This window comes from Arenibacter palladensis (assembly GCF_900129275.1).
GTDB classification, from domain to species: domain Bacteria; phylum Bacteroidota; class Bacteroidia; order Flavobacteriales; family Flavobacteriaceae; genus Arenibacter; species Arenibacter palladensis.
Genome location: NZ_FQUX01000002.1, coordinates 800406 through 819151, shown reverse-complemented (window position 1 = coordinate 819151; position 18746 = coordinate 800406). Strand labels below are relative to the sequence as shown.

The 18746-nt window shown below is 39.4% G+C and carries 13 protein-coding genes; 8 read left to right on the top strand and 5 right to left on the bottom strand.

Going from position 1 to position 18746, the window contains the following annotated elements; genetic code table 11:
• Positions 1–165: 165 nt before the first annotated feature.
• The gene (locus tag BUA60_RS09515) at positions 166–1725 is read left to right on the top strand and encodes a DEAD/DEAH box helicase (protein ID WP_072861498.1); all 1560 of its coding nucleotides are present in this window, start codon (positions 166–168) and stop codon (positions 1723–1725) included.
• 118 nt (positions 1726–1843) lie between these two features.
• On the opposite strand, the gene BUA60_RS09510 is transcribed toward BUA60_RS09515, so the two are convergent.
• Together BUA60_RS09510 and BUA60_RS09505 are read right to left on the bottom strand one after the other, a co-directional pair.
• Positions 1844–3316 (bottom strand): c-type cytochrome, encoded by a 1473-nt coding sequence (locus BUA60_RS09510; RefSeq protein ID WP_084532550.1) that lies wholly within the window; start codon positions 3314–3316, stop codon positions 1844–1846.
• Positions 3317–3461: 145 nt separating this feature from the next.
• Positions 3462–4172, bottom strand: coding sequence for a pirin family protein (locus tag BUA60_RS09505; RefSeq protein ID WP_072861497.1), 711 nt, complete (start codon positions 4170–4172; stop codon positions 3462–3464).
• 234 nt (positions 4173–4406) lie between these two features.
• Between BUA60_RS09505 and BUA60_RS09500 the strand changes: the two genes are divergently transcribed.
• The 3 genes from BUA60_RS09500 (at position 4407) to BUA60_RS09490 (ending at position 7816) form a co-directional block, all read left to right on the top strand.
• The gene (locus BUA60_RS09500) at positions 4407–4967 is read left to right on the top strand and encodes a LemA family protein (protein ID WP_072861496.1); all 561 of its coding nucleotides are present in this window, start codon (positions 4407–4409) and stop codon (positions 4965–4967) included.
• Complete coding sequence (locus BUA60_RS09495; RefSeq protein WP_072861495.1) at positions 4967–6661, top strand: DUF2207 domain-containing protein; 1695 nt, start codon at positions 4967–4969, stop codon at positions 6659–6661. The genes BUA60_RS09500 and BUA60_RS09495 overlap by 1 nt, the downstream gene beginning before the upstream one ends.
• 216 nt (positions 6662–6877) lie before the next feature.
• Positions 6878–7816: an EamA family transporter gene (locus tag BUA60_RS09490; protein WP_072861494.1), complete on the top strand. Its 939-nt coding sequence runs from the start codon at positions 6878–6880 to the stop codon at positions 7814–7816.
• A gap of 132 nt (positions 7817–7948) precedes the next feature.
• Here BUA60_RS09490 and BUA60_RS23370 read toward each other — a convergent pair whose 3' ends face one another.
• The gene (locus BUA60_RS23370) at positions 7949–8080 is read right to left on the bottom strand and encodes a hypothetical protein (protein ID WP_258364888.1); all 132 of its coding nucleotides are present in this window, start codon (positions 8078–8080) and stop codon (positions 7949–7951) included.
• 688 nt (positions 8081–8768) lie between these two features.
• Here BUA60_RS23370 and BUA60_RS09485 point away from each other — a divergent pair.
• Complete coding sequence (locus tag BUA60_RS09485) at positions 8769–9188, top strand: OsmC family protein (RefSeq protein ID WP_072861493.1); 420 nt, start codon at positions 8769–8771, stop codon at positions 9186–9188.
• 113 nt (positions 9189–9301) lie between these two features.
• Here the strand turns inward: BUA60_RS09485 and BUA60_RS09480 are convergent, their stop codons facing one another.
• Positions 9302–12256 (bottom strand): TonB-dependent receptor, encoded by a 2955-nt coding sequence (locus tag BUA60_RS09480; protein ID WP_072861492.1) that lies wholly within the window; start codon positions 12254–12256, stop codon positions 9302–9304.
• Between the two features lie 489 nt (positions 12257–12745).
• Between BUA60_RS09480 and BUA60_RS09475 the strand changes: the two genes are divergently transcribed.
• The 3 genes from BUA60_RS09475 to BUA60_RS09465 all read left to right on the top strand — a co-directional run bounded on the left by BUA60_RS09475 (position 12746) and on the right by BUA60_RS09465 (position 16279).
• Complete coding sequence (locus tag BUA60_RS09475) at positions 12746–13201, top strand: cold-shock protein (protein ID WP_072861491.1); 456 nt, start codon at positions 12746–12748, stop codon at positions 13199–13201.
• Between the two features lie 1205 nt (positions 13202–14406).
• Positions 14407–15690 carry a serine hydrolase domain-containing protein gene (locus BUA60_RS09470; RefSeq protein ID WP_072861490.1) on the top strand — a complete coding sequence of 428 codons (1284 nt, stop codon included), beginning with the start codon at positions 14407–14409 and terminating at the stop codon, positions 15688–15690.
• A gap of 160 nt (positions 15691–15850) precedes the next feature.
• The gene (locus tag BUA60_RS09465; RefSeq protein WP_072861489.1) at positions 15851–16279 is read left to right on the top strand and encodes an FKBP-type peptidyl-prolyl cis-trans isomerase; all 429 of its coding nucleotides are present in this window, start codon (positions 15851–15853) and stop codon (positions 16277–16279) included.
• Positions 16280–16448: 169 nt separating this feature from the next.
• On the opposite strand, the gene BUA60_RS09460 is transcribed toward BUA60_RS09465, so the two are convergent.
• Positions 16449–18737 (bottom strand): type IA DNA topoisomerase, encoded by a 2289-nt coding sequence (locus BUA60_RS09460; protein WP_072861488.1) that lies wholly within the window; start codon positions 18735–18737, stop codon positions 16449–16451.
• Positions 18738–18746 lie beyond the last annotated feature (9 nt).

Here is an 18746-nt window from a genome sequence, read left to right as displayed (position 1 = left end):
TATTAGGCACTTAATTTTTTAGGTATTTTGTTTTGAAATGTGGCTTAATAACCACTTTAATTGGCCGGTGATGATGATGTTCAAAAAAAATAATCCTTAAATTTTCTAAAAATATTCGTCAAACACCCAACAAAGGGCTTAGTTTTGCAATCCAAAAAAGAGATTATGTCGGAGACTTTGATTGCCAATGCCATTGTAGAAAGAAAAACGGATAAGGAGCTGTACAGCTATCAAAAAGGAGCAATAGACCAGATTTTTGATAAATTTGAAACTGCCCCCGATGATTATCATCTTTTGTATCAATTGCCCACTGGCGGAGGTAAAACCGTCATTTTTTCTGAAATCGTAAGGCAATATCTCAAGCACCACAATAAGAAGGTGCTTATCATGACCCACCGTATAGAGCTTTGTAAACAAACTTCTACCATGCTTACCAGTTTTGGGGTAACCAATAAAGTGGTGGACAGTAAGGCAAATTTGGATGATCAGGAGCAGTACAGTTGCTTTGTGGCCATGGTGGAGACATTGAATAACAGGCTTCAGGACGATAAATTGGATATTTCCGACGTTGGGTTGGTAATTATTGATGAGGCACATTATAATTCCTTTACAAAACTGTTCAAGTTTTTTGAAAATTCATTTGTTTTGGGCGTTACCGCAACCCCTTTGAGTTCCAACAAGGACTTGCCCATGAAGGACAACTATGATGAATTGATTGTAGGGGAGACCATTGAATCCCTTATTGAGAATGAGTTTTTGGCAAGGGCGGAATTTTATTCCTACAATATGGGGCTAACTTCTTTGGAAGTGGGTTCCAATGGGGATTATACGGTTAAATCTTCGGAGGATCTTTATAATAATAGTCAAATGCTCAGTAAGCTTTTGGAAGCTTATGAAAAACACTCCAAAGGTAAGAAGACCTTGATTTTCAATAACGGTATTAACACTTCCCTGCACGTTTACGAGACTTTCAGAGCTGCAGGCTATCCAATTGCACATTTGGACAATACCGCCACCAAGAAGCAGCGTAAGACCATCTTAAAGTGGTTTAACATGACTCCTAATGCTATTTTGACGTCCGTAAGTATTTTGACTACCGGTTTCGATGAACCTACCATAGATACCATTATATTGAACCGTGCCACTAAATCCTTGACCCTGTATTACCAGATGATAGGACGTGGTTCCAGGATTTTAAACAATAAATCTACCTTTTCAGTAATTGACCTCGGAAATAATTTCCATCGATTTGGTCCGTGGGGGGCAGATTTGGATTGGCAGACTATTTTTAAATCACCAAATTTTTACGCTGATAGACTTCTAAGTGATGAAGAGCTGGAAAGCAATTTTAAATGGGAAATGCCCGAAGAATTGCGGGCAGAGTTTGCTAAATCCGATGAAGTGTATTTCGATATCAAGGAAACCTATGTAGACTCCATTAAGAATGGGGAGTCATCAAAGGTGGTGTTGGAGCGTTCCATAGCCCAACATGCCAGGATATGTGTTGAAAATAGTGAGGATGTATATGATGCCTTGGCACTTTCCAAGATGTTGGGCCCGGACATTGATGATAGAATACAACGTTATGCCAAGTGTATTAGTAAAAGCACTTATAACTTTCTTAAGTGGCTAACGGATGACTATCATAAGAAGTTAAGTACTCATCTACGTCAAAACTTCGATACCATTTACGAAGATATTCACGGTAGACCACCAGAGGAATAATAGTTATTTGGTTGGTTGCACTAAAAGAAAACACCAATATCTACGCTTGTTAATTTACTTGATGCAAGGTGTATCCAGTTACCTTTTTGGTTTAAATAATAGGTTTCAAGGTGTTGAATTACAGTGTTTTTAAATATTCCAATAAGGCTGATCTTTCTGAATCTGTCAAATGGTCGCCAAAGGTGTGACCTGAATTTCCATATCCCTTTAAAGTAGTATCGTAGGTGTTTTTGTCAACTTTGGTCTGTTCATTGGTGTAGATCCAGCCTACTTTTGATTGATCGTAATCGGTATTGTCAAAAGACCTGCTCCATCTGGCGGGCCTGTTCTTACTGTTCAAGACATCTTCCAGGGTGGGAACCGATCCATTATGAAAGTAGGGGGCCGTGGCCCATATGCCATCCAAGGGCGGGGCAATATAACCGCCTTCCGCTTTTATCTGTAAATTATTTCCATAAGTACCGAACCATCCTGTATTGAACCAATCCATAAAATAATCGTTCATTGTGGAGGATTTTGTGTAATGGTTGGATAGTTCCGGGTCGGTCCCAACAGACTCCAGGGTTACTAGTAAATTTGGATAGGTTGGGCTGTCCCCATAGGTGCCATGGCAGGTTGCGCAAGTATTTTCAAATATTTGTTTACCTTGTAGTGATAAATCTGAATCTACGGAAAATGGATACTCAGGTGCTTCCAAAGTCTGTATATAGGCCAGTACATCTACCATTTTAGCGTCTATTTCAACGGCCTTGGTTGCGTCACCTAGGGTTAGAAGACTGGAGCCAATAAATGACTTGCAATAATCAAGTCGGCCTATTGCGTGGTAAAACATAGCATTCTTTTTCTTTAGCAGCCACCATGCCGGCACATCTGAAGGAATCACCTCTTCCGGTATTTCTACTAAAGGTGTATCCTGCCAGGCCAATGTATTCTTATCCCGATGTGCTATTAATACCTGGGTAATTTTATCAGCGGGATTGGCGCCCCTGGTTTCTGTAATAGTCCTAGGGCCAATAGCTACAATGCTTTTCCTAAATTGGTCGTATGCCAGCCATTCTGCGCTTTCCTCACCGCCGTACAATGCTCTAATGCCGGAATTTAATAGAGCAATATTGCTTGCCCGGTTAACTGTAAAATCCGCGTCATGGCTTCCTAGGCCAATAATAAATTCATTGTTTATGGTGGAGGCATGGCATGCCATGCAATTAGGGGCAACGACTCTTGCTCCGTTGGAAGCTGTTATAGCCGTGTAATCATATGGCAAGTTTGCATTGTCCCCGGTTCTGTTGAGGCGGTTATCCGGATTTACGCTGGTCCCCAGTAAAAATGCATCATAGGGAACCCCAGAACTCATATAATTGCCGGAAATTAAATATTCGTATCCTACCGAGGCGTTCCCCGTTCTTTGGGGATTGTCAGGGATTGGGCTACTTTCTATTAAAGGTGCTTCCACCTCGGGCTCTTCCTCCGGTTGATCGGTAGGTTTTTCATTGACCACAATATCTATCAGTTCCTCCTTGCCCTCTTTAGAGCATGATATAGCAAGGAGAAACAGAAATACGACGGAAAGAAGGAGTTTATTTTTTTTCAAAACACAGGTCTTATGGATAAAACTAGTACCCTTAATTTAGGGATAATATAGGATATATAGTCCTGTGCTTATACTAAATTCGATAAACCACCGACCACCTCGCCAAAAGGCAGAATGTATTGGGTAGGGTAATGGAGTTTAGGTGTTAGGCCATTGGAACTTCCATTAAGAGCAACTTGCTGGGTAAATTTGCCGTAACTGTAATTTGGTCCGTATCCCAGATTCCCAGTGCATCCCGCCTTTTTAGTATTTGACCTTCAATAATAACTTCTCCTTCCAGAACAAACACATACAATCCATTACTGTTATTATTTAAAGTATAAGTTGAAGTATTTCTTTTTTCAAAATCACCCAAGGAAAACCAGGCATCCTGATGAATCCATACCCCCTTATCGGTTTTTTGGGGTGATAGGATTTGGTAAAAGGAATTTTTGGTGGCCAGATCCCGGGTAGAAATTTGATCGTATCTAGGATTTACATTTTGGGTTTTTGGAAGTACCCAAATCTGTAAAAATTTAACCTCTTCATTTTTGTTTTTGTTATACTCGCTATGAAAAACACCGGTCCCTGCGCTCATAACCTGAACATCCCCTTCTTTGATAACGGTAGTGTTGCCCATACTGTCCTTATGTTCCAAATCCCCTTTCAATGGAATGGAAATGATTTCCATGTTCTTGTGGGGATGTTGCCCAAAGCCCTGCCCGCCTGAGACGGTGTCGTCGTTTAAAACCCTAAGAACCCCAAAGTTCATTCGTTCCGGGTTGTGATAATTGGCAAAACTAAAGCTGTGGTATGAATTTAACCAGCCATGATCGGCATGTCCTCGGCTCTCTGCTGTATGTAATATAGTTTTCATGATATCTTTTTTGTTTGCTCAAAATTAGGGTTCATACGCCATATGCACATTGACCTATGTTAAGTAATTCATAAGCGCCTTTATGTTGTTTGGCGTGAAATGCTTTATAAAGTCGGATAAGGTTTCTAATTAAGTTCATCAATATGTCCCTTAATTTATGAACGGCCTGCTGTGTGAATAAAAAAATAAAGTAACTTAGTGTAGCCATATTTATAACATCAAAAAAACCAGACCATGATTACGTTAATTATTTTTTTGGGAATCCTAGCATTGATCGCTTTGTTCTTAGTAAATGTTTTCAATCGTTTTGCCACACTTCGAAATCTTGTCAAGGATGCCTGGAGCAATATAGATGTGGCTTTAAAAAGAAGGTACGACCTTATACCAAATTTAGTAGAGACTGTAAAAGGGTATGCCAAACATGAAAAATCTACCTTAGAGGCTGTAATAAATGCCCGTAACGCTGCTATGGCAGTCCCATCTGGAGATATCAATGCCCAGATAAAGGCAGAAAACCAACTTCAACAAAGTTTGAGAAGTATTTTTGCTTTGGGGGAAGCCTATCCAGATCTTAAGGCCAACGCCAATTATTTGGATCTTCAACAAAAATTAAATGAAATTGAAGAGAATTTGGAGCGTGCCCGAAGATATTATAATGGTTCAGTAAGGGAAAACAACACTTATGGGGAAAGTGTACCAGGAGTGCTTGTGGCCAGTTTATTTAAATATCAACATTTCGATTATTTTGAGGCTGAGGAGGCTAGTAGGGCGAATGTCAAAGTAGATTTCTCTTAATGAAAAATAGCTATTACTTACTTTTATTACTTCTAACCTTAAATACGGGATTGGCCCAGGATTTTACGGTTAAAAATTACACTGTAGACATTACGGTCCATAAAGAAGGTTATTTTGATGTAGTTGAAAACTACGATCTTAACTTCGAAATCCCAAAACACGGAATTTATAGGACTATCCAAACAAAATATGACCTTGTCGATTCCGAGGGTAATGAATCTACAAGAAAGATCAGGATCAGTAAAATAAAGGTTCCCGATTATAAATTTGAAGCTCCGTTCGATTTTGTACAAAAGATGCAGGACCAAATGGAAATCAAAATAGGGGATAAGGATATTACTCTCGTAGGGCCCCAGCATTATGAAATAAAATATAGGGTCCATAATGCCTTTCTTTTTGAGGATTCGCAAATCAGGTTTTATTGGAACATTAAACCGGAAGATTGGTTGGCCGAATTTCATCAGGTCAGTTTTACTATTGGACTTCCAGAAAATGTATTCCCTAGCAAGGAAAACAGCTTTGTTTACGCAGGGGATAGGGGTACTTCCACCACCACTACGGAAATGCAATTATATTATGCAAATAATGAATTTTCGGGAACGAGCAAGGCTGGATTTGTATCCCACCCAGGGCAAAGTGTAACCGTATTGATCAATCTTCCGTTAGGATCTGTTAAGGAAGAAAAGCCTTTCTGGCCATTTTGGGATAATTATGGTTGGGTCTTCCTAATCGGGATAATGCTTTTTGCTTTTTTTAGGGTATGGTGGAAATTTGGAAAGGATCAACGTGTCATTGCTGCAACCAGTTATTATCCACCGGACAGTTTGGATCCTGCCATGGTAGGTTTTTTGATCAATGATAAGGATGACAATTCCGACCTAATAGCTCTGATTCCGTATTGGGGCTCAAAAGGATTGATAAGACTGGAGGAAATCCCTAAAAAAGGCCTTTTTGGATCTAAAGACACTAAAATTATACGGTTGCAGTCACTGCCATTGGATTCGCCCTCGTACGAATTGGAAATATTCAAGGGGCTATTCGGAGACAATAATAATGTTGTTGGCACGGAAGTGCTGGTGAGTAGTTTAAAGGATACCTTTTATACCAAAATGATAAAGGCACGCAGCCAATTAAAGGAAAGTGCCCAACCTTATTACGAGGCTGAATCAAAAAAAATGCAAGGTATTATGTATGTGGCCTTGATTGCTTTGGCGATCGGACTTACTATGGTGGGCCTATTCTTTTGGGGACCTTTGGCCGCAGTGGCCATTGTAGTTTTCTGTGTAATACTGATTTTTGTTAATCGATTTATGGTAAAAAAGAATGCCAAGGGCAATGAGTTGCTTTCGGAATTAAAGGGATTTAAAAGATTTATCAAGGTTGCCGAGGAAAACAGATTAAAAATGCTTTTAAGGGATGATCCACATTATTTTGAAAATACCCTGGGATATGCACTTGCCTTTGGTTTGTTCGTTCAATGGGCCAAAAAGTTTCGAGATCTAAATATACCGCCCCCGGACTGGTATACGTCCACTTCAAGTAGCAGCCTTACAATGAATCAGTTTTCCAAATCTTTTTCCCACGCCATGGCCAGCACTAAATCCAATATGGTGAGTTCTCCTTCCAGTAGCGGAAGTTCGGGAGGAGGTTCCTCAGGCGGCGGTTTTGGCGGAGGCGGAGGCGGTAGCTGGTAAGCTGTAGGGGATCGTGTAAAAGTGGACGGAATCATAATGGTAGTACTTGCCCTTGCCATATGTTGAGCTAACCATGTAAGGGTTTAAATATGAAGTTCGTAACTTAACGATCAGGTAAAGTGCTTTGTTGATTCTTAAAAATAACATGGCTACCTAGATGGACACAATTAATAAAAGTTATACTTACTTTTGTGGTTCATTGGAAAAGTTATTTTTATGTCCAAATCCCAGAATGCACTTTTAATAATACTCGCTTTTTTTGCCATATATGTGATTTGGGGATCTACTTATCTGATGAACAAGATTGCAGTGCACGAACTACCCCCATTTATGCTGGCTTCCGTACGCTTTTCGGTTGCTGGAATTTTGATTTTTGTATTGTGTAAACTCATGGGGATTCCACTTAATATCACAAAAAAACAACTACTGAATTCTATGATTGCAGGATTTCTATTCCTTGCATTTGGCAACGGATTTGTAGTATGGGCACTGAAGTATGTAGACAGTGGTTTTGCAGCTTTGGAAATAGCGGCACAACCCTTGGTAATTCTATTGTTAATGCGCATTCTTGAAGGGAAAAAGATTCAGACCATGTCCGTTGTAGGTGTTATAATCGGCATATTGGGTATCTATTTATTGGTTAGTCAAAACCAAGTAATAAGTCAAGAGAACTCGGTCTTAGGGATGGTCATGATCTTTTTTTGTATGGTTAGTTGGGCTTATGGTAGTTTGTTTGTAGCCAAGGCCGACCTACCCAAAAATTATTTTGTTAATACGGGATTTCAAATGTTTACTGCGGGCATCATGCTAATGGTAGGGAGTTTGCTTATTGGGGAAACTTGGACCCTGCCTACCGCTTGGAGTAGTCCGGTACAATATGCCATGCTTTTTCTAATTATTTTGGGAAGTATTGTTGCCTTTACTGCATTTAATTATTTATTAAAAGTGGTCTCTCCGGAAAAGGTCGCCACTTCCACCTATGTAAACCCTATTATAGCGCTATTATTGGGCTGGTTTTTTTTGGATGAACAAATAACCACTCAGTCTACAATTGCGGCGATAGTGCTTTTGACCGGTGTATATTTCATCAATACCAGAAAAAAATTGGTTTTGTTTTCAAGATTCTCAAGTCGGTATTCGCCAAAAGAGGAGTAGAAGCGCGTTTTAAGAGAGCCAGCTTTCTCTGGATAACAGGTAAAGGGTTAGGTTGGACTAATATAAAAAAAGCAGGTGATACCACATCAACTGCTCTTAATTCTAGAACCCTTTCCCTGTAAATATTAGGAATTAATTTAAATAGATTCTGCGCTCGGCCCAACGGTTCTTCTTGATACTTTTAAAATTTACCATTAGAATACTTTCCCCTGTCAACTGAAAATTTGTTGATTCTGATTGTGATTTATGAATAAATGATTTCATGATTGTTGTTTTAAGTTTTTTTAATTACCTGAAACGCCTTTTGGTGTTCCAAATGTTGCTTTTAGAGTTTTCAATTGTTTGTTTTACGAAATGCTTATTGATTGTTTCCATGATGTTGATTTTTAATTGATGTTTAAATTGTTTTATTTATTGATTTTTAATTGTGGTCTGTTAACTGTACCTTCTTTTGCTATTCCAAATTCTACTTTTTGAAGATTCCAATGTTTGCTTTACAAGATGTTTGTTTATTGTTTCCATGATATTTTATTTAAATATGATTAATTGATTTACTACTAGAAGACGACGGAAGTATAAAATTGTTACAGTACTATGTATAAAATAGTACCGTTTTAAGCAATATTTAACAAATATATTCCATCGATAGGGGCGTGAGATGTTTTAAGTATTTGATTATCAGTTAATTGTAAAAACTTAATTTTTATCGACCTTAAAAAAAATAATTTGGTTTATAGGCCAAGAAAGGCACTATAAAGGAATTGTATGAATTTTATCGGATTATTATTACCTATTTAATATCTTAGAGGTTAGTGTGCTTAATTATTCGCTAGACATATATTAAGTGGTATATCCAAATACCCTAAAGAAAAGGGATTATATAGATCATTTAAAGACGAAGTAGTTGGAATTAGGTAAATAATAAATTGTAATAACTTAAAAATTAATAAGTATGAAATTCAGTAGAAAAGCAAGTGCAAACTGGAAAGGTAGCGGAAAGGATGGCAAAGGTACCTTGAGTACGGAAAGTACCATCTTGAAGGATACTCAATATTCCTTTAAGTCACGTTTCGAAGATGGCAAGGGTACCAACCCTGAAGAATTGGTTGGAGCGGCCCATGCAGGATGTTTTACCATGCAGCTCAGTTTTTTATTGGGGGAGGCTGGATTTACTCCCACTAATTTGGATACAGCTGCCAAGGTAAACTTTGAGGATGGGAGTATACCTCAGATATCTTTAAGTCTTAGTGGTACGGTACCGGGGATTAAATTGGATCAGTTTAAGGAAATAGCACAAAAGGCTAAAGAAATTTGTCCCATTTCCAAATTGTTGAAAACAAATATAGTGTTGGATGTGAGCCTGCAAAGCTAAGCTAATGCGTATTTATGGCCCTGCTTAAGGTTTACCCTTCAGGCCCCAATTATAATAAGGAAAAGCCACTGTTAAGTGGCTTTTCCCATTTATGTGGACGCTATTTGCAATTCCTATTTAAGTGTAAAATTTACCCTGGCAAAAAGGAATCTACCACCTATTCCAAATTGTTGTGCTCTACGGGACCAATCGAAACGACCGTCGCTACGGTTACCAAATTCGTCCTTGGCCCTGTCCGGATAGATATCGAATAAATTATTTGCCCCTATCGTCAAAGTTAGGGCATCCGTTGCCTTATAGCCTACAGAAAGGTCTGTAACCAATTTAGTGCCGAACACCTGTTGGTTGGCCACCGTTGTTGTTGCTTCGGTTACCTCTCCAAAGTATACATTTCTAAGGAAAATGATAAATTTATCGGAGGTAAGGCTGTTGGAAAGGTTTATCTTGGTCCTAGGCACTGCCTCTTCCAAATAAACCCTACTGTCCTCTGGAAAGTAGGTGCCGACCTTACCAGCATTTCTTAGTACATCCGATGCATTGATATCCCCCACTTTTTTTGTTTTGGACAGCGTTCCGGCAAGATCCGATTTTAACCTCCAATTGGCACCCAGATCCGTTCTGTGGGTAAGAACAATATCCAGTCCTTTGGATTCGGTATCAATCGCATTGGCGAAGAATGAGGCTGCCGTGGCATTGGCTTGTCGTAATATATTCAACAATTCCAATTGTGATCCAGAATATACAGCTGGTATGTCGTCCACTCCTGTACCTGCATCAGCTGAAGGGCTAAACTGCCCTGTATAGACAACTCGGTCATTTATTTTAACGAAATAACCGTCTACAGTTATAGTTAAATTGGCATCCGGTATTTTGGCGGTAAGCCCCAAACTGACACTTTGGGAAGTTTCCTCCTTCAACTGTGGAATACCCAAAAGGTCGGCCGCCCTACTATTATTAGCAAAAGTCCCTACCTCCTGTGGATTGCCCTGGTTGTCAAATATGGTCGAGGTGGAATTAAAATTGATTTGGTGTAGGGAAGGTGCCCTAAAGCCTGTATTCAAAGCGCCACGAATATTCAGATTATCCGTAGCCTTGAATCTTCCTGCCAATTTAAAATTGATGGTGCCTCCGAAATCGCTGTAATTTTCATAACGGGTGGCGAAACTTGCCAAAAACGCTTCTGAGAAATCAGCTTCTACATCAAAATATCCTGCTACACTACTTCTTCCCCTAGAAAGTTCATTACCTGGCGCAAAACCTGGAAACACTTGAGAACCCCCAGGTCTAGCACTTCCGAAAAAATCCCTTGAGGGAGACTGGCTAGCCACAGTAATTAATTGTCCAGCACTGGTATATTGGCCATAAGAAGCTGGCTCTCCAGCCACAATATCATAGTTCTCCACTCTATATTCTGCACCAAAGGCAATGTTTAACCCCGACATTACGTCGTCAAAGAATTGAGTGATGTCCAAATTGGAGGTGTTTTGAAGAAAAGAAAATCCCCCTGCATCGAAAAAGGTAGGAGAGGCATTTTGCATGGAGGCATTATGTGTGTTTCCAATGGTATATAAAAAAGAATTCTTACCATATGTATTACTTAAGTCAATGCTCCAATTTCCAACCATCCCCTTTATTCCAAGAGATATGGATTGGTCTTTAATACTAGAGTTGATTTCGGGTAGAAAACCATTGAAATAAGCTGGGGTATAGGTCCTGTTTTGGTTAGGTAACCTATAAAATCCTGCTGAATTACCAGTTCTCGAGCTGATTCCTGCAAAAGAGTACAGGGTAGTGCCGATATCATCCAAGGGCAAGGAGAAATTTGCAAATAATCTACCCCCACGCAAGGCAGACTGTCCTACCCGCATATTGTAGTCACTTCTTTGTTGCCCTCGGGCCGCTAATTCCTCGGTCGTTGTATTATTGGATAATGGGTTGTAAAAAATGACTGTGCCATCACTATAAACTTTAGTTGGGCTATGTAACTCCTCAGGGGTAAAGCCACTTATCAAATCTTTATCATCCTGGGTTAAAAATGGAAGATTCTGAGCCAAGGAAACCACATCGGAATCCCCTAGATTGGCCAGATCCATACCTTGACTCACAGCCAATCTTTCCACAGAGTTATAAGCATTGAATATAGAACCTTCCCACTCTTTCATTCGGCTATAGTCTTCCCTAACGTCAAAATCTCCGGAGAGGTTTATAAATCCACCATTATCACCTAATGGAATACCGTAACTGGCAGAAATATTGGTGGTTTCACCGTCCACACCCCCGGTTTGATCATTGGCATTTTTGGTAAAATTGGCCCCTGTGGTGACGGTTGTGGTAAGTTCATTTACATTTTTGTTCAATATAATATTGATAACCCCTGCAATGGCATCCGAACCATATTGAGCGGCCGCACCGTCCCGTAAGACTTCTATACGCTGTATGGCAGCAGCAGGGATGGCATTTAAATCCGTTCCCACGCTTCCTCTACCAAAGGTTCCATTTACGTTGATCAAAGAAGAGGTATGCCTTCTTTTGCCATTAATCAATACCAAGACCTGATCTGGTCCCAAGCCTCTAAGGGAGGCCGGATCAATGTGATCTGTACCGTCCGAAATGGTCTGGGTATTGGAGGTGAAGGATGGTGCCACATAATTTAAAATCTGGTTTAGATTCACTTGGGGGGCCACATTGTTCAGTTCCGTCATGTCTATGACATCTACGGGAACCGTACTTTCTGTGGCAGTCCTATTTGGATTACGTGAACCTACAATAATTACTTCTGACAAGGCCACACCTGAAGTAAGCCGTATGTTCATTACGGTATTGTTGACCGTTACCTGTAAGGTTTCGAATCCAATATAGGAAACCACTAAAATGTCGCCCATGGAGGCCTCAATGGTAAAGTTGCCATCAAAATCCGTGGTTGTACCTGTGGAAGTCCCTTTAATTACAATGGAGGCACCGGGCAATGGTGTTCCCTCTTCATCCAAAACTGATCCCGTTATTTGGGCGTTGGTAAAACCAACCATCCCAAAAACGAAAATCACTGCAATAAAGTAATACTTTTTCATATGTGAGTTTTTTGAGTTTATATGCTTAGAAGTTAAGGATTTTTAAGGTGAATTGTAAGAAAAAATCCCAAAATGTGATGCAATCATTTAAAAAAGAAGACTTTACAAACGGGTTTGTTACAAGAAGCATTGGTGTTGCTTAGGGATTGGAAGTACTTGGTGCTATGGGAATTGACATAGGACCATGGTATTTTAATGAAGAAATAGCATAGAAGCGGTAATTTCTTCTTTTTATATCCCAAAATCCTGAAAATCATGTCCAATTTTCTTTAATGGAGATAAAAAATTGGGGGACTAAATTAAAATATTTGAAATACTAGCCTTATATTTGTTGAAATTAAAAGAGTTGCGCATTGACCTGTAATTACCATTGCTGCTACTAAATTCTTGGGTAGATAAAATTAGATTCATTTTTCTTTTTCAAACACTCGTTTAGTATTTCAACCGCTGCTCAGACGAGATTTACAATTTATAATTTTAAAAAAAACAATGGCAAAATCGCAACAAACGTATAGTAAAAGTGAAAAAGAAAAGAAGCGTCTAAAAAAGCGCGAGGAGAAACAAAAGAAAAAGGAGGCCCGTAAATTGGAGTCTAAGGAAAATGGACCTGGTATCCAATTTGCCTATGTTGATCACGACGGAAATTTAACGGATACGCCACCAGATCCCACTAAAAAAATAAAAATAGATGCCTCTACCATAGAAATAGGGGTGCCTAAAAGAGATGACAGTGATGTGGAGGAATTCGACCCGGTTAGAAATGGTAAAGTATCATTCTTTGATACTTCCAAGGGATTTGGATTTATAATCGACACTGAAAATCAAGAGAAGTATTTTACCCATGTTAGCGGGCTCATAGATGAGATTGCTGAAAATGACAAGGTTTCCTTTGAACTTGAAAAGGGGATGAAAGGTATGAATGCCGTACGAGTAAAGAAAATTTAGTATCCAAGCCAGTTTGCTTATAGGAATTGGCTTATTTATAGATTTTAAGGAATAGTACATATTAATCCATAAACGTATTGGATTTATGTACTATTTTTTTTTGTCCTAAATTTATACAAGAAAGTCCTGTATAAATGGGATCATGCTTAATTATTGTATTTTTTTTTGACTCAATTTATGGACATAATCGAATGAATATTTTATTGTAGTAATTCTTTCATTTTACTGAAGTGGTTGTTATTGTTTTTTATCGGATTTCGTGAATCTTCAATTTCTTTGCTTGTCCAAAGAAACCGACGCAGGAGGTTCATGAATACCATATTGCAAAATAGACATGCAATGAATAAAACGAAACCGCCGGTTCACGAATTCATCTTTAAGAAAATAACCAGCCATGAGCTAAACAAACCCGCCTTACCGTCGGGCAGGAGAAAAGACCCTTCTTCACTAGGTGGTCCCTAAAATCTCGGGATTTTATGGACTGATGCCATGGCCTAAATTATTTCCAAGGCTTCAATAATTCTTTACGGCCATAACGTCTTCACCACGGAAGAAGATTGACCTAACAATGGACATCTAGGACAATATTAAACGTTATTTAATAAATGATTTATTGACACTATGTCGGCTGAAAGAACAAAGGAACGGCCTATTTTTGTTTTAGTAGTTAATCAAGGGGTTTTCACTCTGGGTTTAGGAAGGCGTCCATAGAGCATTTCACCCTAGTGAAAGCGGCCTGGACGCTGCGGCCGTGAGAAGTCTGTAGATTTCAAGAAAAGAAAAATCAGCCTAGCCTAGGCTACATCTGGCTCCTCTTAACCAAGGTACACCGTACCTTGGTTATTCAGCCCTGGTCGTTTTTTGGGCGATGCAAAAAATGAACAGAACACGAACAGTGGGATAGCCTATTCTATCTTTTTCTAATACACACACAAACAACTTTTGGAATTGATCCCATAAATGTGTCAATTTTCGGCAAGCGCAAAGAATTTTAGCGTAATATAAGGCTCTGCCCAGTTATGCACAAAGCCGTACCCAGTAGATGTGTTTGGACAGATATTATACTCTATTAGCCAAGACCCAAGGAGGGAAATCGATCCAACATATAAAATCAGGATCGAAAACTGTTTATTGTTTTTTTAAACCAAAAAAAATAATAACTTCTGGCCTTCTTTAAAAGAGGAACTAATCAAATATTTAATACCATGGTAAAATTCATCAAAGGAAACATCCTATTATTGGGATGTCTATTCTTTTTATCCTTTTCACAATCTCAAAATTTAGATTCGGCCCTGCCCGAGGAGGTGGGGATGTCCGCTGAAAGGTTGGAACGATTATCCGCTACTTTGGAGCAGTATGTTAAAGACGGCAGAATGTCTGGAAATGTTGCACTGATAGCCAGAAAGGGAAAAGTAATCTATCACAAGGCGTTTGGGGCGAGTGATATTGAGGCAGGGAAAAAGATGACCAATGATGCCATATTTAGAATAGCTTCACAAACGAAGGCCATAGTAAGTGTGGCAGCCATGATCTTGCAGGAGGAAGGAAAACTATTGATTGCAGATCCAATAGGAAAATATTTGCCGGAATGGAAAGAAACAACCGTAGCCAAAATACGTGATGATGGTGGGTATGATGTTGTAAAGGCTAATCGTTCCATAACCATCAGGGATTTATTGACCCATACTGCCGGTATTGGCTACGGTCATGGCCCCGCAAAAAAAGAATGGGAAGAGGCCGGGATACAGAACTGGTATTTTGCAGACCGAAATGAACCTATTACGGAAACTGTGGCGCGAATGGCAAAATTACCTATGGATGCGCAGCCCGGCGAGCAGTTTGTATATGGATATAACACGGATATTATAGGGGTAATTGTTGAAAAAGTCTCCGGAAAATCATTGGATGCATTTATAAAGGAAAGAATCTTGGATCCTATAGGCATGGTGGATACACATTTCTATTTGCCTAAAAATAAAACTGAAAGACTGGCTACTTCTTATATGGCCTATGAAGGCAAGCCTTTGGAAAGATCACCAGATCCCGGTTTGGGTATAGGTCAGGGCCATTACATTAAGGGTCCACGCAAAAGCTTTTCTGGTGGTGCCGGTCTTCTTTCTACGGCCATGGACTATGCTAAATTTTTACAAATGATGTTGAATGGAGGTACATTTAACGGAAATAGGATATTGTCCCCGAAAACCGTGGAATTGATGATTGCCGATCACGTGGATATTCGGGGGATTCCCTATGGAAGTAGAAAAGGCTCAGGATTTGGGCTCGGTTTTTCCATTACAAAAAATGTAGGTGAAAGGGGAGAGCCTGGTTCTGTAGGTACTTTTGAATGGGGTGGGGCATATGGGTCCACTTATTGGGCAGACCCGGTGGAAGAGCTTGTAGTAGTTTATTTTAAACAACTCATACCCACCAATGGGGTTGATGATCATGCCAAGTTGAGAAGTTTAGTATACCAAGCCATTTTGGAATAAGCTTTTCCCAATATTTTGTTGAAACTATGTGATTATTAGGGAAAAGTGTTAAGATATTGTAAATTTTAGAGGATTTAGAGCAATCTATTCTTTTAAAAAATCTTTATCCCATAGGTTTGCACATTAATAGTCAGATTAAAAATTAGAGATACTGAATTTTATGAGTAGAGTTAAGGAAAATGACAAGGTAAAAGTACATTACACTGGAAAATTAAAAACCGGACAAATTTTTGATAGTTCTTTGGAAAGGGAGCCTATTGAAGTTACTTTGGGACAAGGACAACTAATTCCTGGTTTTGAAAAGGAATTGGTGAATATGGAGGTCAATGAAAAGAAAACGATAACCGTACCCAAGGAAGAAGCTTACGGAGATATTATGGAAGAATTATTTCATGAAATTAAGAAGGCAGAACTTCCTGAAGACATTAAACCCGAAATAGGAATGATGTTGGTTGCAAAAAATCCGGACGGTACAGAAAACCAATTGCGAATTACAGATGTTAAGGAAGAAAGTATTGTTATTGATGCCAATCACGTTTTGGCAGGGCAGGACCTTACTTTTGAATTGGAATTAGTAGCCATTTTATAGGCTTATAGATTATACGGCATTGACTTTCCATTTTTGTGTAGGCAGTGCAAAGTACATAAGGACCGTCCATTTTTTGGGCGGTTTTTAGTTTCCGCTAATCCCAATGTTCTATTCTTGGATGAATGATCCATTTGGACTAAACTATTTCCTTTTCCCTAGGGTTGGAATATTAGTAATTCCCATTCAAAATAGAAAGAACTAGGGCTTTGGTCAAAGGTTTGTCCAAAGCTTTGGCTTTTACCTCACTAAAAGTAAACCTGAAATCGCAGCCTTTGTTGTGATTGCTGCAGCCATAGGACGTTTTGCCCTTAACAATCCTACCATTTTTGCATTTGGGGCAACTTGGGACATCGGTATTCGGCTTTTTCTTTGGTTCCAGAATAACCTTAAAATTTTCATCGAAGCGTAGCAGGCCTTCAACATCCTCTGCGCCATTGTATGTAAACCCCTTTAAATTTACCGTACAACCCTTTTGTAGCAGCCTGATCATCTGCTTTTCTGAGATTTTTTTGTGGTGAATAGTAAATGGCAATAAAAAATCACAGCCATTTTTGTACCCACTGCAGCCATAGGCCGACTTCCCTTTTATTAGGTTGCCGTTCTTGCATTTTGGACAGGTTTCATCCGTAATGCCACCTATATTTTTTTTAGTTTTTTGGGTTTCTTTTTTAACGGGTTCCTGAGAATGGGAGATATTGGCGCGTTGGGTCTCACTTCTTACTTCATATACCAATTCATCTACCATCCTCTTCATGTTGGCAATAAACATGCCGGCACTAAACGCGCCTTTTTCTATGTCCTTTAATTGCTTTTCCCACAACCCTGTCAATTCTGCAGATTTTAGCAATTCGTTTTGTATGGTATCAATAAGTTGAATACCAGTTGGGGTAGGTAATACCTGCTTTTTTTTTCTTTCTATGTACTTGCGCCTAAATAAGGTTTCTATTATACTGGCGCGGGTTGATGGCCTACCAATTCCGTTCTCTTTCATAAGTTCGCGCATTTCATCATCATCGACCTGTTTTCCAGCTGTCTCCATGGCTCTTAGCAAGGTAGCTTCCGTAAATTGTTTTGGTGGTTTGGTCTGCTTTTCCAAAAATGAAGGCTCATGGGGACCTTTTTCACCTTTAACAAAATTGGGCAATATTCCAGTTTCTTTTTTTTCTTTGGAATTGGCAGTCTCAAAAACAACCCGCCACCCTTTTTTAAGGATTTCCTTCCCGGTGGTTTTAAATGAAATGTTGGCCGCCTTGCCTATTACCGTTGTGTTTGAGACATCGCAATCATCATAAAATACAGCTATAAATCGCCTAACGATACTATCGTAAACTTGCTGCTGGGCTGCACCTAACTTTATTTCGACCCCAGTGGGAATGATTGCATGGTGGTCCGTTACTTTTTTGTCATTGAAAACCTTTGTGGATTTCCTTATCTTTTTTAACAACAGGGTAGAGGTCAACTGTTCGTATTGGGTTAAATTACGAAGTATTCCCGCTACCTTAGGATAAACGTCATTAGGTAAAAAGGTGGTATCTACCCTAGGATAGGTGACCACTTTTTGTTCATATAATTTTTGGACGATCTTAAGTGTTTCATCTGCCGTAAATCCAAACTTTGTATTGCAATACACCTGTAGACCTGTAAGATCGAACAACTTGGGAGCGTATTCCTTACCTTTCTTTTTGGTAATGGCAACAATTTCGAATTCATGTTCCTTTACTTGGTTGGCAAGAATTTCCCCGTCCTCCATTTTTAGGAAACGGCCCTCTTCATAATTAAAAACCGTATCCCTATAAAGTGTCTGTAACTCCCAATAAGGTTGGGGTATAAAGTTTTCTATTTCCTTAAACCTATTGACCACCATGGCCAAGGTTGGCGTTTGGACCCGCCCAACCGATAACATTTGTTTATATCCCCCGTGTTTCACAGTATAGAGACGGGTGGCGTTCATTCCCAATAGCCAATCCCCAATGGCACGGGAAAAGCCGGCATAATAAAGATTGTCGTAGTCATGGGAAGATTTTAATTTGGTAAATCCCTCCTTTATGGCCTCAGTGGTTAAGGATGAAATCCATAATCGCTGTACTTCGCCCTTATAATTGGCCTGATGCAGTACCCAACGCTGAATAAGTTCCCCTTCCTGTCCGGCATCCCCACAGTTTATTACCACTTCAGCTTTGTCGAATAGACTTTTTACAATTTTGAACTGTTTTTGGATTCCCGCATTATCCACCACTTTTGTTTTAAATTTTTCTGGGAGCATGGGTAAATTGTTCAGGTCCCAACTTTTCCAATGGGGCTTATAATCGCTTGGTTCAAATAAAGTACAGAGATGACCGAAGGTAAAGGTAACTGCGTAACCATTTCCTTCAAAATACCCGTCGTGTTTGGTATTTGCCCCCAACACTTGGGCAATTTCCCGAGCAACACTAGGTTTTTCCGCAATACAGACCTTCACTTTTATTCT